We start from the raw sequence: 25786 nt of genomic DNA on the forward strand, positions 1-25786 counted from the left end.
GGTTTCATTTCAGTGAAGCACAAAAATCCTGGATTTTCGCGCAGGCTTTTTCGAGCGCCGCATTGGAGGTGGCGTAGCTGACGCGGAAATTCGGCCCCATGCCGAAGGCCGAGCCCTGCACGACCGCCACGCCCTGTTCTTCGAGCAAGGCCGTGACGAAATCGACATCGCTGGCGATTTTCCTGCCACCGGCGGACGTCCGGCCGATGGTTTCCGCACAGGAGGGATAGACGTAAAAAGCGCCTTCCGGGCGATGAACGGACAGATGGCTGGCCTGGTTGAGCATGGAGACGACGAGATCGCGCCTTTCCTCGAAGATTTTGCGGCTCGATGCGATGAAATCCTGCGGTCCATTAAGGGCCTCGACCGCCGCCCATTGCGCAATCGAACAGGCGCCCGAGGTCTGCTGGCCCTGGATCATGTCCATCGCCTTGATCAGCTGTTCCGGCCCGCCCGCATAGCCGATGCGCCAACCGGTCATGGCATAGGCCTTGGAGACGCCATTCATCGTCAGCGTGCGCTCGTAAAGGGCCGGCTCGACCTGTGCCAAGGTTTTGTAGACGAAATCGCCGTAGACGAGATGTTCGTAAATGTCGTCCGTCAAAATCCACACCTGCGGATGGCGCAGCAGCACATCGGTCAGCGCCTTGAGTTCGGCCTCGCTATAGGCGGCGCCCGAAGGGTTCGAAGGCGAATTGAGAATCAGCCATTTGGTGCGCGGCGTGATCGCCCGTTCCAGCGCTTCCGGTTGCAGCTTGTAGGCCTGTTCGGCGCGTGTCGCGACGATGACCGTCTCGCCGCCGCACAGCGCGACGATTTCCGGATAGGACACCCAATAAGGCGCCGAGACGATGACTTCATCGCCGGGATTGAGGCTGGCCATCAGGGCGTTGAACAATATCTGCTTGCCGCCCGTGCCGACAATGCATTGCGCGGGCTTGTAATCGAGCCCGTTCTCGCGCCGGAATTTCCTGGCGATGGCCTCGCGCAGCGGCGCTATGCCGGCGACCGGGCCATATTTGGTCTCGCCGCGCCGGATGGCGTCGATCGCCGCCTCCTTGATATTGTCCGGCGTGTCGAAATCTGGCTCGCCGACCGACAGGCTGACGATCTCGCGCCCCTGCGCCTTCAACTCGCGCGCCTTCTGCGTCACGGCAATGGTGGCGGAAGGTTTTACCCGGGAAAGCGCGTCGGCGATGAAAGCCATTTCTTGTCCTGAACAGCGGCAATTTTCCGCGCGACCTTAATGCGGGGAGGGAAAAAGGGAAGGTGGAATTTTCAGGCTCTGAACGCAGCTAAACAACGCCGTCATGCCCGCGCTTGTCTGGAGGAAGGAGCAAACGCCGAAGTCGGCGGCTTCGCGCTATTGGTATTGGCGGGAATCGGCTCATTTGAGACGCTCGGTCGTTGCCGTGATCGGCTCGTCATAAGGCAGAAGCAGTCGTTCCCGTGATGCGGCGAGCGGAGGCCCTCCAAAGGAAACCGTGGCCCGTAACGATAATTCCCTCTTGCAAAAGACCCACGGCGGAAAGAAGCTCACTCACGGACAATCGCGGTTAATAGATTTTATTGCGGTCCTCAATCCTGGCGCTGATCTGATCAGCCGCACTGCAAGCGCTGCTCTGCGTTCGCCTGCGAGTGCGGCCCGAAGCAATGGTCGGGCGGATCGCGGTGGACAAATTGTCCGATGCGTCCCGTCCCGGCGCCCGCAGTCGCCCGGGGCTCCCTATCGATCAGCAACACGGGAACCACCTGCGCGGCGACGGGCTTCGGCGCTGCGACCTTGGCCGGCGGGGCCGGCTGATAAGCAAGCATCGCCAGGCCGCCCAACAGGCCAGTGACCAGGAATAAACGATTCAACGGCGCTGATTGCCTCATGTCTTTTCCTCCATCCTCAAGTCGGGCGCCGTAGATGCGTCCACATGTAATTGCTCTGGATTGCTACAGCAACGTCATGGAAAGCAGCATCACGCCGCCATCCGAAGTGCGCCGGCCGCCGTCTAAATCGGCTGTGACTTTCTTGCGTTTTTCCTGATCTCGGCCACGCCAACCACTTGACCTGTTTGCGCCGCCGTTATTCGTTTGATAGCACTGACGGCGCTCGCGCAGGTGTGACATCGATCACAGCGTCGGCGCCGTGATCGGACCTGCGGCGGATGCCGTCTTGTTCCGGCGATAGCCGAGGAAACCGAGACCAGCGAAGCCGAGCCCCATCATCGCCCAGGTCGCGGGTTCCGGAACTCCGGCGACCGTGCTGATTTGGAAGTTCGAAACGGTTTCGACGGAAGTCCAGGCGCCCGAGCCACCAGTAAAACCGATGAAGACCTCCGGTCCAAGCTTTCCGATGTCAAAGATGCTGTTGCCCTTGACGGATTGCCCCGTGGTGCTGTTGAGCGCCGAATAGCTCAATTTGTCGTTGGCATAATTGAATTCTACATGCACCCTGTCGACGGATTGCGAGCCTAGATTGAAATTGCCGAGAGGTTGCGTTCCAGCATAGGGGCTATTGCTCGACGAAAAAATCGTCGCATGATTATTGATATAGCTCTGGAACCCGATGCCGACTGCATTCTGGATTCCGTAGGTTCCGATCGATCCGCCGCCGTTGCTGGTATTGCCTCCGGCTTCGGCGCCATGCGGATCGTTCTGAATCATGAACGAAAGACCATCAGATGGGGTAGAATACCATTTGTACTGGCTCAGCGTGAAGTCGAACGAGCCCGAAAACTGGCTGGGCGTAGGAACAGCCGCCATGAAGGCGCTGCTTGCCATATTGGTCTGGCCATCGATCAAAGTCAGTTCGTTGGCTGTCGCCGTGGCGCCCCCATTAAGAGTCAGCCGTGACAGGTCGATTGCCGCCGCTTGGGCCGTCAGCGGCGACAGAAGCGCTGTTGCAGCCGCAAAAATTAGACGTTTCATTTCAAGCCGCCAATCGTTTGATTTTGTCTGAGAGGTTCCCGCGATCAAGGAGTCCACTGCGGTGTTGATGATGTTCCGCAAGGTCGGCGCCATGCGCGGCGATTGGCTCGGAAATTTATAAATATATGATTTTATTAGGATTTTTTGTGGCTTGGCTCCCGGAAGAGTTTGTGCAATCCAAAATCGTTCGTGCGCGAATTGCATTTTGCAAACGCCTTGCCTCGAATTTGCGAATACATGAAAAATACGGTCGGCAATGTTGACCGACGTCGCCTCGGGAACCCTGCCGTCCTGTCCCGGTCCGTTCTCCGTCCCGAACCAGACCTTCAGCCTATGCCCGCAATCCGAAGTAACTCGCCATCCTTTGGCGCTTCTTCCGTAACCTCACGCCACCAGCCCCGCGATCGGTTTCACCGCAGCGCTGTCGGGAAAAATCGTCGTTCCCAGGAGCCCCGCCGGCGCCTCGAAATGTTCGGCCAGAATGCCCTTGAGCACGGCGCGCAGATCGGTGGTCGGCGCGAGGTCGCGGTTCTGGTAGAGTTTGGAATCCGCCAGCCCCGGCCAGTCGTAAATCCCGCGTCCGCCCTTGACCGCGCCGCCCGCCAGTAAAGCCACGGTTCCGACGCCGTGATCGGCCCCCGCCGTGCCGTTGATGCGCACGGTGCGGCCGAATTCGGTGATCATGACCACGACCGTCGAATCCCAGATGTCGCCGAGCCCGGCGCGCAACTCGTCCAGCGCGCCGTCGAGTCCGCCGAGCAGTTGCGCCAGCCTGCCGCCGGACGGACCTTCATTGGCGTGGGTATCCCATCCGTCGAAGTACATTGCAGCGATTCGCGGTCCCTCCGGCTGGCGCATGAGCCGCCACGCGCCTTGCACCATCTGCCGCATGGCGGGCGGCAAAGCGGCGGCGCCCTTCACCTGCCGGTCGCCGTTCCTGCCTCCCATGCGCGCCAGCGCCTCGACGCGCAGGCTCTCCGCCAGCGCCTTTTGCAGGGCCGCATCGCGTTGGCCATAAAGGTCCATCAGGCGATTGACGAGATCGTCCGAGGCCGGGCCGATGTTTTGCGGCCACCAGCCGAGCACGGGCGCGGCGCCGCGCATAATCAGCGGCGTTGTCGGCGCGATGCTTAGCCCTTCGCCGGAGGCGCGGTCGCCTCTTCCGGGCAGGGAGGCCAAAAAGCGGTTGAGCCAACCGTCGTTGACGCGGCCGGGAGCCGGCTGGCCGCTTTCCAGCACGTCCTGTCCGTCGAAATGCGAACGGTCGCGATAGGGTATGCAGACGGCCTGGACGAACAGGGCCTGTTTTGCGTCATAGAGCGTCTTGAAGGTCGGCATGGCCGGGTTCAGCGCGAACAGCGAGTCGAGGGGGAGAGCCGGCCTGTCGCCGCTGATTTTCAACGCAAGCCCGCCGCGCTGGCGCTCGAAATCGGGATCGCCGACCGGCGCGACAGTGGCCAGCCCATCGAGCCCCCCGCGCAGGAGGATGACGATCAGGCGCGGGTCGCGCGTCGCCGCGCTCGCCCATGTGGGGATCGTCGCGGCGAAGGCGAGACTGGCGGAGCCGGCGAGGAGGCGGCGGCGATTGACCGAAAAGCTCATCTTCTTTGCGCCTCCGGCGACATGAGGAGCAGCGCGAGGCCCTGGGCCCTGGTTTCGGCGCGCGATACGGTCAGCCGCGTTTCCGGGGAGGCGGCGGCGCCGAAGGCGACGTCGAGCAATTCGCGCGGGTCGGGCGGGTCCTTCAGGCGTTTGGTCCATTGCGCCGCGAGGTCGAGGCGCAGTTTCAAGCCTTGCGAAGAGATCCAGGCGGCGGCCTCGTCGGGGAAGCCGTTGGGGCCGGGCGGGTTCCACAGCGGCTGACCGAGCAGGTTCAAGGAACTAGTCACCTGGCGGATATCGATGGGCGCGCGGGCGAAAAGTCGGGCGCTGCCGATGCTGAACTCCCAGGGCGTGCGCATTTTTGTCGCCGGGGCGGCAAAGGCTTCGGGCGAATCGATCAAGGCGATGGTCATGGCGCGGAGATCGCCCTTCGTCTTGATAAAAGTCTGGCTCAAGCGATCGACCAGGGCCGGCGGCGGCTGGTCGGCGATGAAATGCCGCGCCAGTTTGAACGCGATATGGCGCGCGGTCTCCGGACGGCGGGCGAGAGCGAGCAGGGCGTCCTTCGCCTGGTTCTCTCCCCCTTGCGGATATTCGACGCCGAGTAATAGTTGCGGGGCGGGTTCGTGGACGCCGACGTCGAACATGAAAGAGCCGAGCGGGCTTTGAAGGCCGTTGCGGTCGGCGTAACGCCAGCCGGTGAGCATGTTCGAAAGGGCGATGACGTCGTCCTGACGATAGCCGCCATTGACGCCGAGCGTGTGCAGCTCAAGGATTTCGCGACCGAGATTCTCGTTGAGGCCACGCCTTTGTCTGACGCCCATCCATGAATTCCGCCCGATGCTTTGCTGATTGTCGAGGTAAAATATCATCGCCGGGTGGCTTTCCACAGCGACCAGCATGTCGGCGAATTTGCCGAACACATGAGGACGGATCGTCTCGCGCTCGAAAGCGCCGACCATGTGATAGAAATAGCCGCCCTTGGCCGTGGCGATGGCGAAATGGTTGGACCAGAAGGCGACCAGCCGTTCGACGAGCCCGGCGCGGGCGTTACAGGCGCGCTTGACCCTCGCTTCCACGTCGGCGCCCAGGAAGTCAAACGTCGGACCGGGTCTAAGCGACGCGTTGCGGGCGGCGCGCACCGCCTCCATCGCGTTCTGGGGCGCCGCCGGCGCCATCATGTTCGGGGGCGCCGTGGGCGCCATCGTGTTTTGGGGCGCCATGGGCGCCGTGGCGGCGGCATTGGCTATCTGGGCGGCCATCTGCTGCTGCTGCGCCTGTTTCGCGATATCGTTCACCTTCTTCTGTTCGATCTGCGCCTGATAGACGGAGCCGCTGTCGGGCAGGTCGAACTCGGCGACCAGGGCGGCGCCGGGCTGCTCCAGTTCGGCGAGGAGGAAGCCGCGCGGGTCGGATGACGCGTCGGCGAGGCCGCCATCTCCGCGTGGACCGAGTCCGAAACGGGTCAGGGCGACGAAGCCGGATTTTTCATCTTTCGGCGGCATCGGATTTATTTCGCTGTTTTTGTAGAAGCGACGACTGGATCATGCTCCATATTAACACGGTCCCAACAAAATGCGGCGGAATGGCGACTCCAGCGGTTCGCCGATCGTCCTTGCAAATCTTTTTGAACCACTCGCTGGCAAAATGACGGCATGAACGGAAAACTTCCTTTCGGCCGCCGTGGCCGGCCCGCGAAAATTTCGGCGCCCTCGGCGCGCGCGCCAAATTTGGCGCCGAGCCTGACGCCGGCGCAGCGCGCCCTGCTGTTCGAGGCGGGCGAGGCGCCTGCCGTCGAAACAGCGGCGATTTCATCGACCGAAATCGCACCCTGGTCGCGGCCCGCCGCCCTCGTCGCCAGCCTTGCGGTCACCGGCGTCGTCGCCGCCTTCGCTTTGGCCGGCGAGTCGCGCGAGCCGCTCGAGCTGGCCGGGTCGATTCTTTCCGTCGGCTCCAATCTCGCCGCCAATCTTTGGCTGACGCAAAAATTCTGCGCGCTCGCGCGCCTGCACGGCTTCGCCGCCTTCGCCCTGACCGGAGCGCTGCTCGGCCTCGGCCTGTCCTTTGCCGCCGCGCGGATCGGTCTGGGCGACACCGAACTTGGCTATGAAGTTGACGCCCTTTCCGGCGCCGGCGCGGCGCTGCTTTACCGGCTGCTGGCCGGACGCCAGAGCGTTTGCAAGCGAAGCGGAACCCGGTTCGCGTGAAGAAAACGTGTAAAAACAAGAACCTGGAGCCCCGATCCGATTCAATCGGATCGGAACAGGCTCCAGGCGGTTTCGCCCTTTCCTTGACGGCTTCGCCGTCCCATATTGCCGCCATGGCGAAAAAACCTTCTTCACGCGGCGGCAAGGCCGCCAGACCCGAAGTGCTGCCGCTCGGCGATCACCTGGCCGCGCTGCTCAATCCGGCCCTCGTCGGTCAGGGCTTTGAAGAGGCCGCCTCGCCCTTTCTCCCCGAGTCCTTGGACGACCGGGAGGCCTTGCGGCTCGGCCTCGGCCAGGAGCCGCCGATGCAGCGCGAAAAGCCGCGCCGCCGCGCTCCGCAGCGCGAAAACATGACGCTGGGCTCCGGCGCGACGGCGGAAATCCTGGAAAAATTGCTCGAAACCGGCGATCCCAATTTCCGCGCCGCGCAGGTCTGGAGGCCGCATCGCCCGGAACGGCCGGAAAAATCGGAAGGCGGCGTCCGTTTCGAACTGGTTTCCGAATACCAGCCGGAAGGCGACCAACCCCACGCCATCGACGAACTGGTCGCGGGCGTCGCGGCGGGCGAACGCGATCAGGTGCTGCTCGGCGTCACCGGCTCCGGCAAGACTTTTACGATGGCGCAGGTCATTGCCCGCACCCAGCGACCGGCGCTGATTCTGGCGCCCAACAAGACGCTGGCCGCCCAGCTCTACGGCGAATTCAAGAGCTTTTTTCCGCATAACGCGGTGGAATATTTCGTCTCCTATTACGATTACTACCAGCCGGAAGCCTATGTGCCGCGCACGGACACGTTCATCGAGAAGGAATCCTCGATCAACGAACAGATCGACCGGATGCGCCATGCCGCCACCCGCGCGCTCTTGGAGCGCGACGACGTCATCATCGTCGCTTCGGTGTCCTGCATCTATGGCATAGGCTCGGTCGAAACCTATACCGCCATGACCTTTTCGGTAAATCTCGGCGAAAAGCTCGACCAGCGGCAATTGCTCAAGGATCTCGTCGATCTGCAATACAAGCGCACCCCGGATTTTGCGCGCGGCGCCTTCCGGGTTCGCGGCGATACGGTCGAAGTCTTTCCCGCCCATTACGAGGACCGCGCGTGGCGCATAAGCTTTTTCGGCGACGAAGTGGAATCGCTCGCCGAGTTCGATCCGCTGACCGGCAAGAAGACGCAGGACCTCGAACTCATCAAGATCTACGCCAATTCGCATTATGTCACGCCGCGTCCAACGTTGTTGCAGGCGACATCGAGCATCAAAGCCGAATTGCGCCAGCGGCTCGAAGAGTTCAACGCCTCCGGGCGGCTGCTCGAAGCCCAGAGGCTGGAGCAGCGCACCTTGTTCGATCTCGAAATGTTGCAGGCTACGGGTTCCTGCGCCGGCATCGAGAATTATTCGCGCTATCTGACCGGACGGCGCCCCGGCGAGCCGCCGCCGACCCTGTTCGAATATCTGCCCGACAACGCCCTCGTCTTCACCGACGAAAGCCATGTCACCGTGCCGCAGATCGGCGGCATGTATAAGGGCGATTTTCGCCGCAAGGCGACGCTCGCCGAATACGGCTTCCGGCTGCCCTCCTGTCTCGACAACCGCCCGCTGCGCTTCGAGGAATGGGAGGCGATGCGGCCGCAGACGGTGAATGTTTCGGCGACGCCGGGTTCGTGGGAAATGAACCAGACCGGTGGCGTCTTCGTCGAACAGGTGATCCGCCCGACCGGCCTGATCGACCCGCCGGTCGAAGTACGCCCGGCGCGCAGCCAGGTGGACGACCTGCTCGGCGAGGCGCGCGAAATGGCGCAAAAAGGCTATCGTTCGCTGGTGACGGTGCTGACCAAGCGCATGGCCGAAGATCTGACCGAATATCTGCACGAGAACGGCGTGCGCGTGCGCTACATGCATTCCGACATCGACACGATCGAGCGCATCGAAATCATCCGCGACCTGCGCCTTGGCGCTTTCGACGTGCTGGTCGGCATCAATCTTCTGCGCGAAGGACTCGATATTCCCGAATGCGCGCTGGTCGCCATTCTCGACGCCGACAAGGAAGGTTTTCTGCGCAGCGAGACCTCTCTGGTGCAGACCATCGGCCGCGCCGCGCGCAATATCGATGGCAAGGTCATCCTCTACGCCGACAAGATCACCGGCTCGATGGAGCGCGCGATGGGCGAGACCAGGCGCCGTCGCGAAAAGCAGGTGGCGTGGAACGCGGAACACGGCATCACACCGGCCAGCATCAAGCGCGGCATCCAGGATATTTTAGGCTCGGTTTACGAGCAGGATCATGTGACAGTGGACGCCGGGCTGGCGGCGCCGGGCATTGGGCATAATTTTCAGGCTAATGTCGCCGATCTCGAAAAGAAGATGCGCGCGGCGGCGGCCGACCTCGATTTTGAGACGGCGGCGCGGATGCGCGACGAGATCCGGCGGTTGCAGTCGGTCGAACTGACGCTGTCGGACGATCCGCTGGCGCGCCAGAGCGATGTCGAGGCCGGCGGCGGCGGCTTTCGCGGCGAGAAGAAATATGGCGACGCCGCCAATCTGCCGACGCGCGTGCGGAAGCCAACCGACGCCGACATGGGGCCGCATAATCTCGGCGGCGGCGAGGCGCGGCCCAAAGGCGCAAGCTGGCGGCACAAGGGGCGCAGGAGGTAGGGCGTCGAGGACCGGTCTTGAAATGACGAAAGCCGCCCGGGGGGCGGCTTTCGAACGCGCGGAACGGTCAAGCCGGATCGGACCAAGTCGCGGGCAGCGGGGCGGCGCCCGCGGCCGGCGAAACTTCCTCCGAAACTTCCCTCAAGACACCCTCAAGACGCCCCCAAAAACCCCCAACCCCCAAAGAGCGTCTCAAGGGCGTCTCAAGGTCCGCGCGAGAACCGCAATTACAACCCGAAGGTTGCATTTGCGCCCGCGCGAAACCCGCCTTGAACCCAAGGACGGAAACCCTGCGTCACCCATGATGTTCAACATTAGTTCGTTGCCTTGACCGGCGGCAACGTCAGGAAGACCAGAAAGCTTGGCCGAACAGCGCCGTTCACCATGCGGTGGCGCAATAATGGCTTATAAATTCCGATTGATGCGGGTGTCAAAAAAATTTCTTCAGTAGTTTCCGCTATTGACAGGCTTTTTTCGTGAAAGAAAGCTTAAGCGTTGGCTTTAATATTTGTTTTTTACAGATATAAAATGTTGATTTAAATAGATTTTTAGATTTACTGGGGCGCGCCGCCAAAAATGTTCTCGAAGATATTCGCCGGCCTTGGCGGCGGCGGCGGGGCGGCGGCGACGGCTTCGGCCTTCACCGGCGGCGACTCGGCGTTGCGCATCAGGCCCAGCATGCCCTTGCTCTTCGCCGTATAGTAATAGCCCGAGGCGTAAAGCCGCACCGCGCGGTCCATGTCGCCCCCGGCCAGCGCCCAGGCGTTGGCGAGATAGGGCGAGGCGAAGGCGAGGTTGGTCTCGGGATCGAGCAGGCCGCTCGGCGCGCCGTGATAGCCCATCGAGCGCGCCGTCGCCGGGGTGATCTGCATCAGGCCATAATAGGACCGATTGACCAGATGGGGATGATAGCGGCTTTCGCGCATGATGATGCGATGGAGCAGGGCCAGCGGCACGCCGTGCTTGCGCGCATATTTGCGGGTGAGTTCGGCCAGTCCGGCCTGTTCGGCCAGCACGAAGCCGGGAACCTGCTCCTGTTCCAGATAGGCCCGCGCGGTGGGAGCGGCGGCGGCGGGCGGGCGTTCGGCGACTTCGCGGGCGTCGTCCAGCCGGGCGACGGGCGACTGCGCTTGCGGCTGGACCGAATCGGGCGCTGTCCCGGCTGCGTCGCGCGCCAGAATTTCGTCGTCGGGAAAGACCGGCCGCGCCGGCGGCAAGGGCGGGTGCTTCGGCGGATGTTTCGCCGCCGCCGCCTGGGCCGGGACGAGGTTGGCCCAGATCAGGGCGACGAACATGAGGCGCTGCGAAGGGTTGCTCATGTCGCGTTTTTGCCGCGAAAAAACGGTTTTGGCAAGGCGGGGGCAAGCCGCTCGCCTCTGGCCGCTCACCTTTGCGCCATGATGAACAGGCGCGGGTAGTGCAGAAGCACCTTGCCGTCGTCCTGCGGCGTATAGGCCATTTCCAGTTCCCGCCGGTATTGCGCGAGAAAACCGGCGCTCTCCTGCTCGGTCAGCTTTTCCAGAAACGGCCGCAGCGCCGAGCCTTCGAACCAGTCGACGATCGCCTCCGGCCCGTCGAGCGGATGGACATAGGTCGTCTGCCACAATTCGACCATGCGGGCGAAGGGCGAGGTCCAGGCGTAATAATCGTCGAGCGAACCTATCAGGGCGCGGCTTTTCGCCACCGGCGCCAGCTTGTCCGCCCAGGGCCCGTCCACCGACACCATACGCATCAGCGCATGCGCGGCATCCTGCAGCACATTGGGCATTTGCACCGCCAGAACCCCGCCCGGCGAGAGAAAGCCCATCAGCCGCGCCAGCAGTTTTTCGTGATCCGGCGCGAAATGCAAAGCCGCATTGGCGAAGATCAGATCGACCGGTTCGGCCGGCGCCCAAACGGCGAGGTCCTGGTGGATGAAATGCGCGGCTGGCAGGCGCTGGCGCGCCGCCGCCAGCATGTTTTCCGACGTGTCCACGCCGAAAATCTCGGCGCCGCGAAAATAAAGCGCCAGCATCGCCGCGCTATTGCCCGGCCCGCAGCCGAGATCGACGATCTTGCGCGGCGCGAGCGGGGGTATCCGCGACAACAGATCGCGCGCCGCTTGTCCGCGCTCGCGCTCGAATTTGAGATAAAGTTCGCTGTTCCAGTCGGACATGGTCGATTCTTAGCCGCTCCACCCATCCTTGCCGCCGGCGGATGATTTGTCTAGTAATTTAATCAACTATTCCACGCACGAAGAAAAACCTCCTCACGCCCGGGCGCCGGGCGCGCCGCGCAGCGCCATCAGCCCGCGCGACGGGTCATAGGCGATAATCGCGGCCAGCATGAACAGGCTTGCGCAGCCCGCCGTCACCGCCAGGGCCAGTCCGTTCAACTGTCCGTAAAGGGCGAAGCGGATCAGTTCGACCGCATGGGTGAAGGGGTTGAACTGGCAGACCAGGTAAAGCCAGGGGCTCCCCTCCCTGACCCGCCACAGCGGATAAAGCGCCGATGAGGCGAAGAACATCGGGAAGATGACGAAATTCATCACCCCGGCGAAATTCTCGAGTTGCCGGATCAGCGACGACAGCAGCATGCCGAGCGCGCCGAGCATCAGCCCGACAAGGATCAGCGCCGGCAGCACGGTAAGATAGCCGAGCGGCGGCGGCCGGATGTCCCAGAACCAGGCGATGGCGAGATAGGCGTAGACCTGAAGCACCGAGACGAAGGTTCCGGCGATCAGCTTGCCGAACAGCAGGAACCAGCGCGGGAAGGGGCTCAGCAGCAGCACCCGCATATTGCCCATTTCGCGGTCGTAGACCATCGACAGCGAGGATTGCATGCCGTTGAACAGCTGGATCATCGCCATCAGGCCGGGGGTGATGTAGACGTCGTACAAGATATAGGTGTCGTAGGGCGGAATGATCGAAATGCCGAGCACCTGGCGAAAGCCGGCGGCGAAGATGAACAGCCAGACCAGCGGCCGCACCAGCGCCGAGACGAAGCGTTCGCGCTGATGCAGGAAGCGCAGGCTCTCGCGCCAGACAATGCCCTTGAGGCAGATCAACCAGGCTTTGGGAGTCAGGCGCCGGGGCGGGGGGAAGGTTGCGGTCACGCGGCGATCCCCGGCGAAGGCTCGGCGGTCAGGGCGAGAAAGGCCGATTTGACGTCCGATGCGCCCGTCTGGGCCAGAAGATCGACCAGCGCGCCCGCCGCGCGCAACACGCCCTTGTGCAGCACGACGACATCGTCGCCGCTGTCCACCTCGTCGGTCAGATGGGTCGCCCACAGCACGCTCATGCCCTCGCTCGCGATCAAGCCGCGCACCAGCCGCAAAATGCCGGCGCGCGCGCCAATGTCGAGGCCCACCGTCGGCTCATCCAGCACCAGCAGGCGCGGGCGATGCAGCAGCGCGCGGGCGATTTCGACGCGCCGCATCTGGCCGCCGGAAAGATCGCGCGCCTTGTCGTTGGCGCGGTCGGACAATTCGACCGCCGCCAGAAGCTCCTTCGCGCGCGCCGTCGCCTCGGCCTTGCCGATGCCGTGCAGGGCGGCGTGGTAGTAGAAATTCTGCGCCAGCGACAGGTCGAGATCGAGCGTGCGCGCCTGGAACACCACGCCGAGTTGCGCCAGCGCCGCGCCCGGATGGTGCGACAGGTCGCGGCCGAACAGGCTTATCGACCCCTGTTGCAGCGCGAACAGCCGGGTGATCAGCGAGAATAAAGTGCTTTTGCCGGCGCCATTGAGGCCGAGCAGCACGCTGAAGGCGCCGGGCGCGACGGTGAAGCCGACGTCGTCGAGGGCTTTGCGGGGGCCATAGCTGTGGCTGACATGGCGGATTTCGAGCGCCGGGGTCATGGCTTCGTCGCTCCGCGCAAGATGACCAAATCCCAGGGCGCCTCGCCGACCTGCACCGATTTGACTACTTTCAGCGCCGCGACGTCGATCACCGAGACGTCGTTGGAAACGCCATTGGTCGTCAGCAGAAATTTGTCGTCGGGCGTGAATGCGGCGTGCCAGACGCGCTGGCCGACCAGCAGGATTTTCAGCACTTGTCGGGTTTTAACATCGACCGCCGCCACGCGATTGGCCGGGCCGAGTGCGACGAAGGCGAGCTTGCCGTCGCGTGAAATATTGATCCCCACCGGCTGAATGTTTTCAGCTTTGAGGCCGGGAACCTCGAACCTGACCCTGTCGATGATCTTGCGCGTCGCCGCATCGAGGATGACGACATTGCCGCCGATCTCCGCCGAGACCCATACTTCCCTGCCGTCCGGGGTGAAGGCGGCCATGCGCGGCCGCGCGTCCACCAGCACATTGGCCAAGACTTTACGTTTTTCGACATCGACGAAATGCGCCATGTTGGTGGTCTCGGTCGTGGCGACGACGAGTTTGCCGTCCGGGCTGACGGCGAGGCCTTCCGGCTCGACGCCGACCCGCACGGAGCCTAGCGGGTTCTTCGTCGCCAGATCGATGAAGCTCAGGTAATTGCTGTCCTCATTGGTGACGAACAGGGTCTTGCCGTCGGGCGAAATGTCGATCCGCTCGGGGTCGCGCCCGGCGGGAAAATCACCGGTGACGGTCAGGCTTTGCGGGTCGATCGTCGCGATCTTGTCGTCGTCGCCGAGCGCCACATAAAGGGTCCCGCCGTCCGGGCTGGCGACGAGGCCGCGCGGGCGCTGGCCGACGGCAATGGTTTTCTTCACGCTCAGCGTTTCGGTGTCGAGCACGGTGACGCTATTGCCCTTTTCGTTGGTGATGAAGGCCAGATCGGCGCGCGCCGGGGCGGCGGACAGCGCCGCAAGCAGGAGTGCGCGCCAGAGGATTGAACGAAAATTTATTTCAGACGGCATTTCGACTCCGGTCGATCGGTTCCGAGCGTGTCCAGTTCGGAGAATTGATGCATGAATCCATCCTGCGGCGAAAGCGAAACCACATTGCGCCCGTCCGACAGCAGGATGGGCTGGCGCAATTGCAGGTTCCAGTCGCGCAGGGTCAGTTTCCGGCCCTTGAAGGCGGCCAGAGCGAAATCGGGCGACAGCAGATGGGCGCGCAAGCTGGCCGGGTCGCTCGCCGCGCCATGCGAGGCGGCCTCGCCGATCATGCGCGCCGCCGTCCAGCCGTTCATGTCGAGCGGGCTCATCGGGCGAAAGAACCTGCGCTCGAAGCGCTGCTGCAACTGGGTCGCGCCCCAATTCTCGTTGGAGGCGTCCCAACTCGCCGGGACAAGGCCGGCGGAACCGGCGACGGGGCGCGGGTCCCAGTTCCGATAGGGCAGATATTCGGCGAACACCGCGCTCTCATCCGCCGCGACCAGAACGTCATGGGCCGGCGCGCCTTGGGTGAAGGCGGGCATTTCCCTCTGCACCTGGGTGACGCCGCTGTCCGAGCGCCGCGCGCCGCCGCGATCCTCGTAAACCCGCTCCTCGACGATTTTGGCCCCCAGACGCGCCGCCGAGCGTTGGAGCGCTTCGGCCCACAGGCGGTCGCGCGGATGCGAGCCCACGACCAGAAACCATTTGCGCCATTGTCTCCACACCAGATATTGCGCGAGGGCGTCGGCCAACATCGAACGCGTCGGCGCGACGTGGACGATATTGAGTCGGCAGGATTCCTCGCGCAAGAAGTCGTCGGGAGCGCCGATGTTGAAGATCAGCGCCTTCGCGCCCGCCGGGCTGTCGGCGGCCTTGAGCAAGGCTTCGGCCGGCAGGTCGGCGAGAATGAAGCTGGCGCCCTGTCCGGCCAGGTCGGCCAGTGCGGCGGCGGCGTCCTCGCCTGTTTTCAGCCGGCGCGAGACCAGCGCATAGGACTGGCCCAGAAATTCCCCGGTGACGGCGTCGTCGTCCACGCCGATCTGCGCCCCGGCCTCGCCGTCGTTTTCGGCGGGGACGAGCAGGCGCGAAATGGCCGAGCCTTTTTCCGCGCGGCGCAGATAGCCGATGACGATTTTCTGTTGCGCGGCGGATTCCGCCAAAGGCGTTTCGGCCACGGGCGATTGCGCCGCGCGCGACGGCGCGGCCCCATTGGCAAGTGCGAACAGCAGGCCGATTGCCAGACAGCGCCCGGAAAACCGTCGTCCATTCACCAAGGCGCCTCCCCGGCGGCTCTGCCGCTTGCCGTTCCATGATTTAGCCCTAGCGACAGGAAAGTCTAGCCGTTCCGGCGCCTCCGCCGCAATCTTTCCATCCCGGCGCCTTATAACAATTGTGTTTCGATCAATGCGCGGAGGTTGCGGAAGGGATAGGCTCAAATCCTCATCAGCCTTTCCAAGACGTCCTTTGGGGTGAAACTGGCCGATGGCCCAAAAAACCGATTTCGACGCCGAGTGGATGAAACTTCTTTGGCCCGGTCTGTTGGCCGCCGAAGCCGGCGCCGCCGTGGCCCGGCGGATGCTCGGCGCCTTTTCGCCGCCTGCCGCCGCGCCGGCGCCGCCGCCCGAACCGGTCTGGGCCACGCCAAACAACATCGTGCTGGAGCTTGCCGCGGCCAGATTGCGGCGATTTTCCGTCGCGGCGGTCCAAAGCGGGCGGCGGCCGGTGGTGGTCTGCGCGCCCTTCGCGCTGCATGATGCGCGGATTGCGGATCTTTGCGAGGGCCACAGCCTGATGGCGACGCTTGGTGCGGGCGCGGCGCCGCTCTATCTGGTGGACTGGCTTTCGGCCAAACCGGCGCAAAGCCAGCGGGGCATCGACGATTTTCTTTCCGATCTCAATATATTCGTCGATGAGATCGGCGGCGCGGCGGATTTCGTCGGCCTTTGCCAGGGCGGCTGGCTCAGCCTGATCTATGCCGCGCGTTTCCCTGAAAAAGCCGGCAAACTGGTTCTCGCGGCGGCGCCCATCGACATCGAGGCCGGCGAGTCGCGGCTTTCCGCGCTGGCGCGCTCGACGCCGATCGAGAGCTTTCGCGAACTCGTCCGACTCGGCGAAGGTCTCGCGCGGGGAGGGCAGGCGATGCGATTCTGGCGCTTCGAAATGCAGAACCTTGAGCGGATTCACCAATGGCTGCAAAGCGAGTCGCCGCCCGATTCGCCGCAATTTCACGCCAAGGTTGAAGCTTTTCGCGCCTGGAGCGCCCACGTTCTCGACCTGCCGGGCGCCTATTACCTCGAAGTGGTCGAAAAATTCTACAAACGCAACGAACTGGCGCGCGGCCAATTCGTTGCGCTCGGCAAGACCATCGATCTCAGAGAAGTGCGCCATCCGATCTATCTGATCGCGGCGCGCGACGACGAGGTGACGGCGCCCGAACAGACTTTTTCCTGCGCCCGGCTGGTCGGGACGCCGCGCCCGGCGATCCGGCGAAAAACCGCGCCCTGCGGCCATTTGTCGCTGTTCGTTGGCGCGCAGTCGTTGCAAGAGCTCTGGCCGGACGTGGTGGACTGGCTGGCGGCGCCGTAAAATGGCTTTTGCAGGTTTTATCGCTATATAGAGCGCTGTTTCTCTTTCAGGATTTTTCCTTGTCCGAACCCGAAGCGGCCTCGCCCGCGCCCGAACCCGTGCTCTGCGCGCATTGCGCCAAGCCGGAATTTCTCTGTATCTGCGAGTCCGTCGAACCGTTGCAGACCCGCACGGCCCTGTTGATCCTGCAGCATCCTCAGGAGCAGGACCGCGAGCTTGGCACGGCGCGGCTCGCCCATGTCGCGCTCAAAAATTCGACGCTCAGGATCGGCCTGTCCTGGCCGAGCCTGTCCAAGGCGCTCGGGCGCGAGGCCGATCCGGCCGAATGGGCGGTGCTGCATCTGGGCGCCGCAACCGCCGACCTGCCGCGCGACCGCGAAGTGGTGGTGCTCGACAAGAAGGGCGCTCCGGTTCCCGATCAGGACAAGGCGCTGGCCGGGATCAAGGGCGTGGTGATTTTCGACGGCTCCTGGGCGCAGGCCAAGACCTTGTGGTGGCGCAACGCCTGGGTGCTCAAGGGGCGCCGTCTCGCGCTGAACCCCCAAAATCCTTCGCTTTATGGAAAGTTGCGCCGCGAACCCCGCCGCGAAGCGCTCTCGACCATCGAGGCGGCGGGCTTGACGCTGGCGCGGCTCGACCGCAAGCCGGAAATCGAAAAATCCTTGAGCGTGGTTTTCGCCCGATTGCTCGACAAATACAGGGCGGCTCTGGCGCAAGGCCTGATCGGCCAGCCGAAACCCTCAGGCAAACGGCGCGCGCCCCGGCGCCTCAAAAAGCCGAAATCAGCGCCGCCGGCCGCGTGATTTTTTAATAAAGTTTCCCGCGAACAGGGCGTCGAGGCCGAAGGCCGCCGCGAGACCCGCGCCATAGGCGAGAAAGTTCCAGTAGGAAAAGACTTTTCCGAGCAGCCAGGCGCCGACCGGCGTCAGGCGAAACACGTCGAGCGCCGGCGTATGGCTGAGTTTCGAGACCTCGACCAGAACGCAGACCAGCGCGGCGACGAACAGGATCTGGTTTTGCGGACGCGAGCGCAACAACAGCGCGACCAGGAAATAGACCAGCGCGGCCCACAAGGCCCAATAGCCATAGTGGATGTAAGAAGCCGGGATATGGTGGGACGATCCATGGAGACGCAGCCAGGCCCCGCCGGCGATGACGGCGAGCGCAAGGAGGAGGCGTTTGGCGGGCAGGGACGCGAGAATCATCGCCCTGTGTCGCCAAAAAACAGGTTTTGTGCAAGACGAGAAGGCGGGGATTTCGCGGGAAATCCCGTTGGTTTTCCGGTCCGGCGAACTATGCTAAAGGTTTTCTCCGCTTTCCCCGACATTGAAGGACGCCGCATGTCGCTGGCATTCGAGGCCGCGCCGCAGGGCTTGGTCCAGACGACCGACCTGAACGCCAAACCGTCGCTGCTGGGCCTGACCCGCGCCGGAATGGCCGAGGCCTTGCGCGCCATCGATACGCCCGAACGCGAAATCCGCATGCGCGTGGCGCAGCTCTGGCACTGGATTTATTTTCAGGGCGCGCGGAATTTCGACGTCATGCTCAATGTCTCGAAAGTCATGCGGCAGAAATTGGCCGAACATTATTCACTCGCGCGCCCGCAGGTGGTCGAGGAGCAGGTTTCCGTGGACGGCACACGCAAATGGCTGATCCGCATGGCCCCGGTCGATGCGCTCGATAAGGGCGCCGAAGTCGAATGCGTCTATATTCCCGAAAGCGACCGCGGTACGCTTTGCGTGTCGAGCCAGGTCGGCTGCACGCTTAACTGCGCGTTCTGCCATACCGGCACGCAAAAGCTGGTGCGCAACCTGACAACACAGGAAATCGTTGCGCAACTGGTGGTGGCGCGCGAAATGCTCGGCGATTTCCCCGGCCTGACGCCGCCGGACAATGGGATGATTCCCTCGGGCGAGGGCGTGCGCGCGGTGTCCAACATCGTCTTCATGGGCATGGGCGAGCCGCTCTATAATTTTGAAAATGTCCGCGACGCCGTCGATATATTGTCCGATGGCGACGGGTTGTCGCTGTCGAAGCGCCGCATTACGGTTTCGACCTCGGGCGTCGTGCCGGAGATCGAGCGGCTCGGCGCGGAATCGGGCGCGGCGCTCGCCATTTCGCTCCATGCGGTGCGCGACGAATTGCGCAATAAACTGGTGCCGCTCAACCGGAAATATCCGATAAAAGAGTTGATGCAGGCCTGCCGCGACTATCCCGGCGCGTCGAATGCAAGGCGGATCACCTTCGAATATGTGATGCTCAAGGGCATCAACGATTCTCCAGCCGAGGCGCGCGAACTGGTGCGCCTGCTCAAGGGCGTTCCGGCCAAGATCAACCTGATCCCGTTCAATCCCTGGCCCGGCGCGCCTTACGAATGTTCGGACTGGGAGACGATCGAGAAATTTTCCGACATTGTGTTCAACGCCGGCTACGCCAGCCCGGTGCGCACCCCGCGCGGCCGCGACATTCTCGCCGCCTGCGGCCAACTCAAGAGCGAGACGGAAAAGCTGCGCGCCAGAGCGCGGCTGGCGGCGGAACTATAACAATCCCCTCACCCTGAGGAGCCTGCATTAGCAGGCGTCTCGAAGGGCGAGGGAGTCGTTGGCCACGACGTTCCCGCCGCGATGTTTAGCAGGTTTCGGCCGCTGCCCTTGGTGAGAAGCGCCCAGCGGGCGCTCCTCACCATGAGGGTTTGGGGACGAAGGATTCCTCACGCCCCCACCACCTCCAGATGAAACGGGATGTTGCCGCGCGTGGCGTGGCTGTAGGGGCAGACGTTCTCATGCGCCTCTTCGACCAGTTTGCGCAATTCGGCGGTCGGGAGCGTCGGCGACGCCACTTTCATCTCGACCGCGATCCCGAACCCGCCGCCTTCGCGCGGCCCGACCGAGACCTTGGCCGTCACCGTCGCATCGGTCAGCTTGACCTTGTGCTGCGAGGCGACGAATTCCAGCGCGCCGCCGAAACAGGCGGCGTAGCCGGCGGCGAACAAATGTTCGGGCGTCGTCGTGCCGGGGCGTCCGGGGCCGCCCATGCCTTTGCGCACGGAAAGATCGACGCTGACCGATCCGTCGTCGGTTTCGGAATGGCCATTGCGGCCGCCAGTCGAATGGGCGATGGCGTGTTCGAGCGGTTTGATCGTATAGGCGGTCATGACAGGCTCCCCGGGTTTTCCCGATCCTCCTTTAACCCGTCAGCGCCTGTCGAGGTTCCGCCATCGCCGGATGGAAGCGATCTTTCGGACGTTTTGGAATCGAGCTAGACTGGACGAATCATGCGGCTCTGAAGCCTGCCTCCGCAACAAAGCGCGGCAGGGAACGCCCGGCGGACGGCCTCAACCCGTCGTGGCTGGTCGTGAACCGGAATTGCCGCTCGGGCGCCGCAAGGAGAATGAACCATGTCGCTATCCTGCCGCTCGGAACGCAGCCTCGTCAGTCACGACGAATACGCCATCGTCCTGCTCAGCCACCATCCCGCGATCTACGACGCCGGCAGCGATGCGTTGCGCGACGCCCGCAAGCAATTGCGCGCGCTGCAGGAACGCGAAGCCACATTCTCCAGGCAGAACCGCCGCGCGGCGCGCGGCAAGGCGGAGCCGCGCGGCGGCAATTTTCCGGGAACCTATGAGCGTCCCAAACAGCGCAAGCAGGTTTTCGCCGCTGCGGTCAAACGCATCAACGGCGAACTGGACCGCCGCGCCAAGATCGAGGCGCGCAACGCCAATGTCGAGGCGGCGCGCAAGGCGCTGGCGCTGCGCCGCGCGGCGAATTTCGCCACCCATCCTGCCGCCGGCGACACCGCCAACCCCGGCTTTAACCCTGTGTCGGTCTCGCGGCGGCGCCCGATCGTCACCGGCAAGCGGGTCGGCAGCGTGTCGCAGGCGGTCAAGGCTTCGCAGGCGCGCCGCGACTCCCGCTGATCGCGATTGCTCGCCCCGAGACAGGAACATCATGGACTGGTCGGCGCAGCAGGAACAGGCGCTGGGCGCCGTGGCCGGATGGATCGCCGCGCCCGGCGCGCCGCAGATATTCCGCCTGTTCGGCTATGCGGGCACCGGCAAGACCACGCTCGCCCGGCATATTGCCGAACATGTCGACGGCGACGTGCAGTTCGGCGCCTATACCGGCAAGGCGGCGCTGGTGTTGCGCTCGAAGGGCTGCGGCGAGGCGCGCACCATCCACTCGATGATCTACCGCCCAAAAGATACGGACAGCGAGGAGCCGAGCTTTGTTCTCAACGAGGACAGTCCGGCGTCGAAAGCCAGCCTGATCGTCATCGACGAATGTTCGATGGTCGATGCGGAGCTTGGCCGCGACCTTCTGTCGTTCGGCAAGAAGGTGCTTGTGCTCGGCGATCCCGCGCAATTGCCGCCGGTCAAGGGCGGCGGTTTTTTCACCGATCACGAGCCCGACATCATGCTGACGCAAGTGCATCGGCAGGCGGCGGACAACCCGATCGTGCGACTGTCGATGACCGTGCGGGCCGGGGAAAGGCTGAAGATCGGCGATCATGGCGCCATGCGGGTGGTGTCGCGCAACGCCATCGATGCCGATCTGGTGAAAAACGCCGATCAGGTGCTGGTCGGCCTCAACAAGACGCGCCGCGCCTATAACAAGAGGCTGCGCGAATTATTGGGTTACAAGGGACTGATGCCGGAAGTCGGCGAGAAACTCGTGTGCCTGCGCAACGACAAGACCAAGGGCCTGCTCAATGGCGCGGTGTTTCGGGTCGCCAAGTCGCTCGGCTTGCGCCAGCGCCGCTTCCGCTTTTCACTCACGGCAGACGACGCCTCGGGCGCAAAGCCGATCCGGGTCGGGGTGCTGCCGGCGTTTTTCGAGGGCGGGGAAGAAAGCCTGTCCTATGCGCAGCGGCGCGAATCCGACGAATTCGACTTTGGCTACGCTTTGACCGTGCACAAGGCGCAAGGCTCGCAATGGGACCATGTCGTGCTGTTCGACGAGAGCTGGGCCTTTCGCGAGAACCGCGAGCGCTGGCTCTATACCGGCGTCACGCGCGCGGCCAAGACCCTGACAGTGGTGGTGTGAAGGCAAAAAGGCCCCCGCCGAAGCGGGAGCCTACGCAAAGTTCAAGCAGCTTTCGCGATCAGGCGGCGACCGCGCTCGACTTGCGCGTCTTGCGAAGGGAGGCGAAGCCGAGGCCGCCGAACCCGAGCAGCATCAGCGCCCAGGTCGAGGGCTCCGGCACGGCGCCGACGCCGCCGACGCGATCTACGACGAGGTTGAGCGCGCCGGCGGAGAACTGCTCGCTGAACCAGACGTCGCCGGCGCAGGCGAACCGACCGAAGCGGACCGAACAGGCCGCGCCGTTGAAGTCGAGGCCGGCGAAATTGCCTTTCAGGCTTGCGAATTTCAGGATCGTGAAGATCTCGCCCACCTGCAGGCTGAAGCCGGACGCCGTCGTGATGTCGAGCAGGCCGTCTAGCGTCGCCAATCCGGTGACGTCAAGCTGGCTGTAGCCCTTCCCGGCCGTCAATCCGGCGAAAAGTTCTTCCAGCGCGCCATCGGAACCCTGAAAATAAGTCCCGTTAACGGTGAGAATGCCCGGCGCGCCGTCGCTGTCGCCAGGCGCGACCACGCCGCGGTTGACGACCGGACCGACGACGCCGGTTCCGGCCAGCGCGCCGCCGGCATTGACGCTGGTCGCCGAGACGATGGAGCCGGAAACGATCAGCGCGCCGCCGTTGACCGTGGTCGGCCCGGCATAGGTGTTGGCGCCCGACAGGGTCAGGGCGCCCGTGCCGTCCTTGGTCAGGCCGCCGGGGCCGGAAATATCGTTCGACCAGGTATCGGCGGCGTTGAAGCCGCCAAGCGCCGCGTTCTGGGTGACCGAGACCGTCGAGGCGAAGGCGCCATAACCCCCCGCCGCCTTATAGAGGTCGAGACGCGAATAGAGGCCGAAGGCCGAGCCATTGTCGAGGAAGCCGCCGCCGGGGCCTTCCGTCGAGGTCAGGACGTCGTTGCGCTGCGCCTGGGTCAGATAGGAAAAGCGCGTCGCCAGCAGGTTGCCCGCTTCCGGCGCGATGGCGTTGACGTTTTCGACGACATTGGCGGTGTTCTGGTTGACGACGGGCAGGCCGTAGGTCTGGGTCGATTCATAGAAGGCCTTGTTGGTCGCGGATTTGGCGAAGACGCCGCTGTCCTGGCCAGCGCAAGACGCGACCGAAGCGCCACAGCCCGCCTGAAGGGCGCCGGTCAGGTCGGCCTTCGCGGCATTGAACAGGCTGGAATAATTGTTCGCCGCATTGAGCGAGACGGTCGTCGTGCCCGCATTGTTGCTGTTGGAGTAGGTGACCGTGGTCAGATAGGTCGGGTTGTTCGCCAGCATCTGCGCAAGGTCATAGGCGGAGAGCGTGCGCCCGGCGATCACGTCCATCGCATAATGCCCGCCAATGACGATGCGGCTGTTGCCATATTCCGCGCCGCGCGTGACCATCTGCTGGTAGCGCTCGGGAACCAGCAGGGCGAGCAGCAGCGATTCGGTATAGCCGTAAGTGGTGTGGCCCGAGGGAAAAGCGGGACTGTTGGTCAGGTTCTGGCCATAGAGCGTGGCCGGGGTCGGCGAGCCGGTCAGGTAATTCTGGTTGCTCGACGCATTGCCGAAATAATCCGCGCCGCTGTAGATCGTGACGCCGCCGGGGACCGTCTGGAAGGGGCGGGAATTGCCGTAGGCATCGGCGACGGCCTGGCCGTTATTGCCATAGACGCCAAAGACATTGGTATGGCCGCCGGCGTTGCTCAGGATCGTCTGGGCGGCGGCGTTGACCGGGGCCGAGCCGTTGGTGGTCAGGTTGGCGAAAAAATATTTGCCGGCGTTCGAATCCGATCCGGCGATCGAATAACTATAATTGATGAGGTTGTTTACGGAGGGGGAAATTCCCGTCCAGACATTCACCTGCTGCGAGAAATTGTTCAAGGTCCAGCTGGTCTGGGACTGATAGGAGGCGGCAAGCTTTGTGCCGAGGCCGTCGGCGAGCTGGTAGGCGTTCGGGGTGGTCAGCACCGCGTCCTTGAGCGCCTGTCCCTGCTGGGCGGCGAAAGAGCCGAGCAGCAGCGGCTGGCCGCCGGTCCCGTTCTGCACCCCGGCGGTAATGGACAGGTTGGCGTTCAACGCCGCCTGCCCGGCGGCGGTATTGGGCAGGGTCGCGAAAGGAACGAGACCTTGCAGCGCTTGCAGATTGATCGCCGTTTGCGCCAGCGAGGGCGAAGCCCAAAGGCCTGCGGCGACAATCAAGGCGAGATGGGAAATTGGTCTGGCAGTCATGCAATCGGCTCCCTTTTCAAAGCTTGGCCGTTTTTTTAGGGGCGTCATGTTGCGGGGCTGCGACACAATTTTGACATTATCGCGACGGCGCCCGACGGCGGTCGATAAGCCATCGCTGTCGTCATCCGGACCTGAACGGGCGGAGCTATGATCTAGACGCGGATCACGGGGCCGAAAATCGCACTGGTCATCTATATTGGCCCAACCTAAAGGTCGTTCCGTCGTCATATCTGCAAGTTAAGGCATTGAATTAAAGGTTTTATTTGTGCTTTAATCGGTGCGCGGCGCGCGCGGAAGCGCCATGTCGGCGCTGACTTCTTCGACGATGACCAATTCCCTTTTCGTGGCAAACCTTCGAGCCGAAAGGCAAAAGCATGAGCGTGGCCAAGAATCTTACCAATGGCGTTGCCAACAAGACGATTTCGAACCGAACCTGGTCGCAATTGCAGGTCGGCGACACGGCTTTCCTGGACCGCGTCTGTTCGGAGCGCGACCTGTTCCTGTTCGCCCATGTCTCCGGCAACATCAATCCTTTGATGCTGCCGGCCGACGAGGGCGCGCCCGCCTCCGAGCAACCGGCGCCGCCGCCAGTGGCCCCTTCGATGTGGATCGGGTCGCTCATTTCCTCCGTGCTCGGCAATCTCCTGCCCGGTCCCGGCACGCTCTATCGTTCCCAGACCTTGGAATTCGTCGGCCGCGTCCATGTCGGCGACCGCCTGCGCGTCACGGTCACCTGCCGCGAGAAGCGCGAGGCGCCCGCCGTCGTTTTCGACACCGTCGTTTCCAATGCGCAGGGCGCGCTCGTTTGCAACGGCGTTGCCGTGGTCGATGCGCCGCGGTTGAATGTCGAGACTCCGGCGCGCGCATTGCCTTTGGTGATCCTCGGCGAGAAGGATCATTTCGCCCATCTGATCGCGCTGGCGGCGCAATTGCCGCGTCTCAAAGTCGCGGTGGTCTGCCCGGAGGACCATAATTCGCTCGGCGGCGCGCTGCTTTCGGCCGAAAAGGGCATGATCGAGCCGATTTTGATCGGCGACCCCGAGCGCATCGAAAAGGCCGCCGCCGAACTGGGCGCCGATCTGTCGGGCATAAAAATCGTCGCCGAACTCAATCGTCGCATCGCCGCCGACAAGGCCGTCGCCATGGTGCTGGCGGGCGGCGCCAGCGCGGTGATGAAGGGCGATCTTCATTCCGACGACCTGCTCGCCGCCGTGGTCAAGAAGGACGGCGGCCTGCGCTGGCATGGCCGCATCAGCCATGTCTTCGTGCTCGATGTGCCGTCGCTCGACGAATTGCTTTTCATTTCCGACGCGGCGATCAATATCGCGCCCGATCTCGTCACCAAGGTCGATATCGTGCAGAACGCCATCGATCTGGCGCGCGCCTGCGGCCTCGAGGTCCCCAAGGTCGGGATATTGTCGGCGGTGGAAGTGGTCAATCCGAACATTCCCTCGACGCTCGACGCGGCGATCCTGTCGAAAATGGCGGAGCGCGGCCAGATCACCGGCGGCATGGTTGACGGTCCCCTGGCGATGGACAACGCCATCGACATGGAGGCGGCGCGCACCAAGGGCATCACCTCGCTGGTCGCCGGCCACGCCAATGTGCTGATCGCGCCCAATCTGGAATCGGGCAACATGCTGGCCAAGGAACTGACCTTCGTCGCCCATGCCGAGGCGGCGGGGCTGGTGGTGGGCGCGCTGGCGCCGGTGATTCTGACCAGCCGAGCCGACAACGACCGCGC

General features: G+C 63.6%; 22 protein-coding genes. 8 read left to right on the top strand and 14 right to left on the bottom strand.

Going from position 1 to position 25786, the window contains the following annotated elements:
• Positions 1-4 precede the first annotated feature (4 nt).
• From QZY01_RS00575 to QZY01_RS00595, 5 genes are all read right to left on the bottom strand, one after another.
• Complete coding sequence (locus QZY01_RS00575; protein ID WP_294532085.1) at positions 5-1207, bottom strand: pyridoxal phosphate-dependent aminotransferase; 1203 nt, start codon at positions 1205-1207, stop codon at positions 5-7.
• 392 nt (positions 1208-1599) lie between these two features.
• Entirely contained in the window at positions 1600-1878 is a 279-nt protein-coding gene (locus QZY01_RS00580) for a hypothetical protein (protein WP_294532088.1), read from the bottom strand.
• Positions 1879-2121: 243 nt separating this feature from the next.
• Positions 2122-3123: a PEP-CTERM sorting domain-containing protein gene (locus QZY01_RS00585; RefSeq protein ID WP_294532091.1), complete on the bottom strand. Its 1002-nt coding sequence runs from the start codon at positions 3121-3123 to the stop codon at positions 2122-2124.
• Between the two features lie 180 nt (positions 3124-3303).
• A complete protein-coding gene (locus tag QZY01_RS00590; protein ID WP_294532094.1) occupies positions 3304-4521 on the bottom strand; it encodes a DUF1501 domain-containing protein in 1218 nt (405 codons plus the stop codon).
• A complete protein-coding gene (locus QZY01_RS00595; RefSeq protein WP_294532096.1) occupies positions 4518-6026 on the bottom strand; it encodes a DUF1800 domain-containing protein in 1509 nt (502 codons plus the stop codon). Before QZY01_RS00595 ends, QZY01_RS00590 begins: the two co-directional genes overlap by 4 nt.
• Before the next feature lie 150 nt (positions 6027-6176).
• Between QZY01_RS00595 and QZY01_RS00600 the strand changes: the two genes are divergently transcribed.
• Positions 6177-6728, top strand: a complete 552-nt coding sequence (locus tag QZY01_RS00600; RefSeq protein ID WP_294532099.1) for a hypothetical protein — start codon at positions 6177-6179, stop codon at positions 6726-6728.
• Positions 6729-6841: 113 nt separating this feature from the next.
• Complete coding sequence (gene uvrB / locus QZY01_RS00605) at positions 6842-9382, top strand: excinuclease ABC subunit UvrB (RefSeq protein WP_294532150.1); 2541 nt, start codon at positions 6842-6844, stop codon at positions 9380-9382.
• A gap of 554 nt (positions 9383-9936) precedes the next feature.
• Here uvrB and QZY01_RS00610 read toward each other — a convergent pair.
• From QZY01_RS00610 to QZY01_RS00635, 6 genes are all read right to left on the bottom strand, one after another.
• Complete coding sequence (locus QZY01_RS00610) at positions 9937-10701, bottom strand: transglycosylase SLT domain-containing protein (RefSeq protein ID WP_294532102.1); 765 nt, start codon at positions 10699-10701, stop codon at positions 9937-9939.
• A gap of 65 nt (positions 10702-10766) precedes the next feature.
• Positions 10767-11537: a trans-aconitate 2-methyltransferase gene (gene tam, locus QZY01_RS00615; protein ID WP_294532104.1), complete on the bottom strand. Its 771-nt coding sequence runs from the start codon at positions 11535-11537 to the stop codon at positions 10767-10769.
• Between the two features lie 93 nt (positions 11538-11630).
• Positions 11631-12476 carry an ABC transporter permease gene (locus QZY01_RS00620; protein WP_294532107.1) on the bottom strand — a complete coding sequence of 282 codons (846 nt, stop codon included), beginning with the start codon at positions 12474-12476 and terminating at the stop codon, positions 11631-11633.
• Complete coding sequence (locus QZY01_RS00625) at positions 12473-13219, bottom strand: ABC transporter ATP-binding protein (protein ID WP_294532111.1); 747 nt, start codon at positions 13217-13219, stop codon at positions 12473-12475. The genes QZY01_RS00620 and QZY01_RS00625 overlap by 4 nt, the downstream gene beginning before the upstream one ends.
• Entirely contained in the window at positions 13216-14214 is a 999-nt protein-coding gene (locus tag QZY01_RS00630) for a PQQ-dependent catabolism-associated beta-propeller protein (protein WP_294532113.1), read from the bottom strand. The genes QZY01_RS00625 and QZY01_RS00630 overlap by 4 nt, the downstream gene beginning before the upstream one ends.
• Positions 14199-15350 (bottom strand): ABC transporter substrate-binding protein, encoded by a 1152-nt coding sequence (locus tag QZY01_RS00635; RefSeq protein ID WP_294532152.1) that lies wholly within the window; start codon positions 15348-15350, stop codon positions 14199-14201. Before QZY01_RS00635 ends, QZY01_RS00630 begins: the two co-directional genes overlap by 16 nt.
• A 307-nt stretch (positions 15351-15657) precedes the next feature.
• On the opposite strand from QZY01_RS00635, the gene QZY01_RS00640 reads away from it, so the two are divergent.
• Positions 15658-16761 carry an alpha/beta fold hydrolase gene (locus QZY01_RS00640; protein ID WP_294532115.1) on the top strand — a complete coding sequence of 368 codons (1104 nt, stop codon included), beginning with the start codon at positions 15658-15660 and terminating at the stop codon, positions 16759-16761.
• 59 nt (positions 16762-16820) lie between these two features.
• Complete coding sequence (locus QZY01_RS00645) at positions 16821-17564, top strand: tRNA-uridine aminocarboxypropyltransferase (RefSeq protein ID WP_294532117.1); 744 nt, start codon at positions 16821-16823, stop codon at positions 17562-17564.
• Here QZY01_RS00645 and QZY01_RS00650 read toward each other — a convergent pair.
• Positions 17544-17966 carry a DUF2809 domain-containing protein gene (locus QZY01_RS00650; protein ID WP_294532120.1) on the bottom strand — a complete coding sequence of 141 codons (423 nt, stop codon included), beginning with the start codon at positions 17964-17966 and terminating at the stop codon, positions 17544-17546. The genes QZY01_RS00645 and QZY01_RS00650 overlap by 21 nt on opposite strands.
• 135 nt (positions 17967-18101) lie before the next feature.
• Here QZY01_RS00650 and rlmN point away from each other — a divergent pair, with 135 nt between their 5' ends.
• Positions 18102-19304: a 23S rRNA (adenine(2503)-C(2))-methyltransferase RlmN gene (gene rlmN, locus QZY01_RS00655; RefSeq protein ID WP_294532122.1), complete on the top strand. Its 1203-nt coding sequence runs from the start codon at positions 18102-18104 to the stop codon at positions 19302-19304.
• Between the two features lie 167 nt (positions 19305-19471).
• Here the strand turns inward: rlmN and QZY01_RS00660 are convergent, their stop codons facing one another.
• Positions 19472-19915 carry an organic hydroperoxide resistance protein gene (locus QZY01_RS00660; RefSeq protein WP_294532125.1) on the bottom strand — a complete coding sequence of 148 codons (444 nt, stop codon included), beginning with the start codon at positions 19913-19915 and terminating at the stop codon, positions 19472-19474.
• A gap of 243 nt (positions 19916-20158) precedes the next feature.
• Between QZY01_RS00660 and QZY01_RS00665 the strand changes: the two genes are divergently transcribed.
• On the top strand, positions 20159-20680 hold the full coding sequence (locus QZY01_RS00665; protein WP_294532127.1) for a hypothetical protein: 522 nt from the start codon (positions 20159-20161) through the stop codon (positions 20678-20680).
• Between the two features lie 31 nt (positions 20681-20711).
• Positions 20712-21806, top strand: coding sequence for an AAA family ATPase (locus QZY01_RS00670; RefSeq protein WP_294532128.1), 1095 nt, complete (start codon positions 20712-20714; stop codon positions 21804-21806).
• Between the two features lie 58 nt (positions 21807-21864).
• Here QZY01_RS00670 and QZY01_RS00675 read toward each other — a convergent pair whose 3' ends face one another.
• Entirely contained in the window at positions 21865-24042 is a 2178-nt protein-coding gene (locus QZY01_RS00675; protein ID WP_294532131.1) for an autotransporter-associated beta strand repeat-containing protein, read from the bottom strand.
• A 374-nt stretch (positions 24043-24416) separates the two neighbouring features.
• Here QZY01_RS00675 and QZY01_RS00680 point away from each other — a divergent pair.
• A partial coding sequence (locus QZY01_RS00680; RefSeq protein ID WP_294532133.1) for a bifunctional enoyl-CoA hydratase/phosphate acetyltransferase occupies positions 24417-25786 on the top strand: 1370 nt, incomplete at its 3' end.

It is taken from the genome of uncultured Rhodoblastus sp. (assembly GCF_903903185.1).
In the GTDB taxonomy this organism is placed as follows: Bacteria; Pseudomonadota; Alphaproteobacteria; order Rhizobiales; family Beijerinckiaceae; genus Rhodoblastus.

Coding starts and splice junctions, on each gene's coding strand:
- QZY01_RS00575 (WP_294532085.1), bottom strand. CDS start 1,207: ATGGCTTTCATCGCCGACGCGCTTTCCCGGGTAAAACCTTCCGCCACC.
- QZY01_RS00580 (WP_294532088.1), bottom strand. CDS start 1,878: ATGAGGCAATCAGCGCCGTTGAATCGTTTATTCCTGGTCACTGGCCTG.
- QZY01_RS00585 (WP_294532091.1), bottom strand. CDS start 3,123: ATGCAATTCGCGCACGAACGATTTTGGATTGCACAAACTCTTCCGGGA.
- QZY01_RS00590 (WP_294532094.1), bottom strand. CDS start 4,521: ATGAGCTTTTCGGTCAATCGCCGCCGCCTCCTCGCCGGCTCCGCCAGT.
- QZY01_RS00595 (WP_294532096.1), bottom strand. CDS start 6,026: ATGCCGCCGAAAGATGAAAAATCCGGCTTCGTCGCCCTGACCCGTTTC.
- QZY01_RS00600 (WP_294532099.1), top strand. CDS start 6,177: ATGAACGGAAAACTTCCTTTCGGCCGCCGTGGCCGGCCCGCGAAAATT.
- uvrB (WP_294532150.1), top strand. CDS start 6,842: ATGGCGAAAAAACCTTCTTCACGCGGCGGCAAGGCCGCCAGACCCGAA.
- QZY01_RS00610 (WP_294532102.1), bottom strand. CDS start 10,701: ATGAGCAACCCTTCGCAGCGCCTCATGTTCGTCGCCCTGATCTGGGCC.
- tam (WP_294532104.1), bottom strand. CDS start 11,537: ATGTCCGACTGGAACAGCGAACTTTATCTCAAATTCGAGCGCGAGCGC.
- QZY01_RS00625 (WP_294532111.1), bottom strand. CDS start 13,219: ATGACCCCGGCGCTCGAAATCCGCCATGTCAGCCACAGCTATGGCCCC.
- QZY01_RS00630 (WP_294532113.1), bottom strand. CDS start 14,214: ATGCCGTCTGAAATAAATTTTCGTTCAATCCTCTGGCGCGCACTCCTG.
- QZY01_RS00640 (WP_294532115.1), top strand. CDS start 15,658: ATGGCCCAAAAAACCGATTTCGACGCCGAGTGGATGAAACTTCTTTGG.
- QZY01_RS00650 (WP_294532120.1), bottom strand. CDS start 17,966: ATGATTCTCGCGTCCCTGCCCGCCAAACGCCTCCTCCTTGCGCTCGCC.
- rlmN (WP_294532122.1), top strand. CDS start 18,102: ATGTCGCTGGCATTCGAGGCCGCGCCGCAGGGCTTGGTCCAGACGACC.
- QZY01_RS00660 (WP_294532125.1), bottom strand. CDS start 19,915: ATGACCGCCTATACGATCAAACCGCTCGAACACGCCATCGCCCATTCG.
- QZY01_RS00665 (WP_294532127.1), top strand. CDS start 20,159: ATGTCGCTATCCTGCCGCTCGGAACGCAGCCTCGTCAGTCACGACGAA.
- QZY01_RS00670 (WP_294532128.1), top strand. CDS start 20,712: ATGGACTGGTCGGCGCAGCAGGAACAGGCGCTGGGCGCCGTGGCCGGA.
- QZY01_RS00675 (WP_294532131.1), bottom strand. CDS start 24,042: ATGACTGCCAGACCAATTTCCCATCTCGCCTTGATTGTCGCCGCAGGC.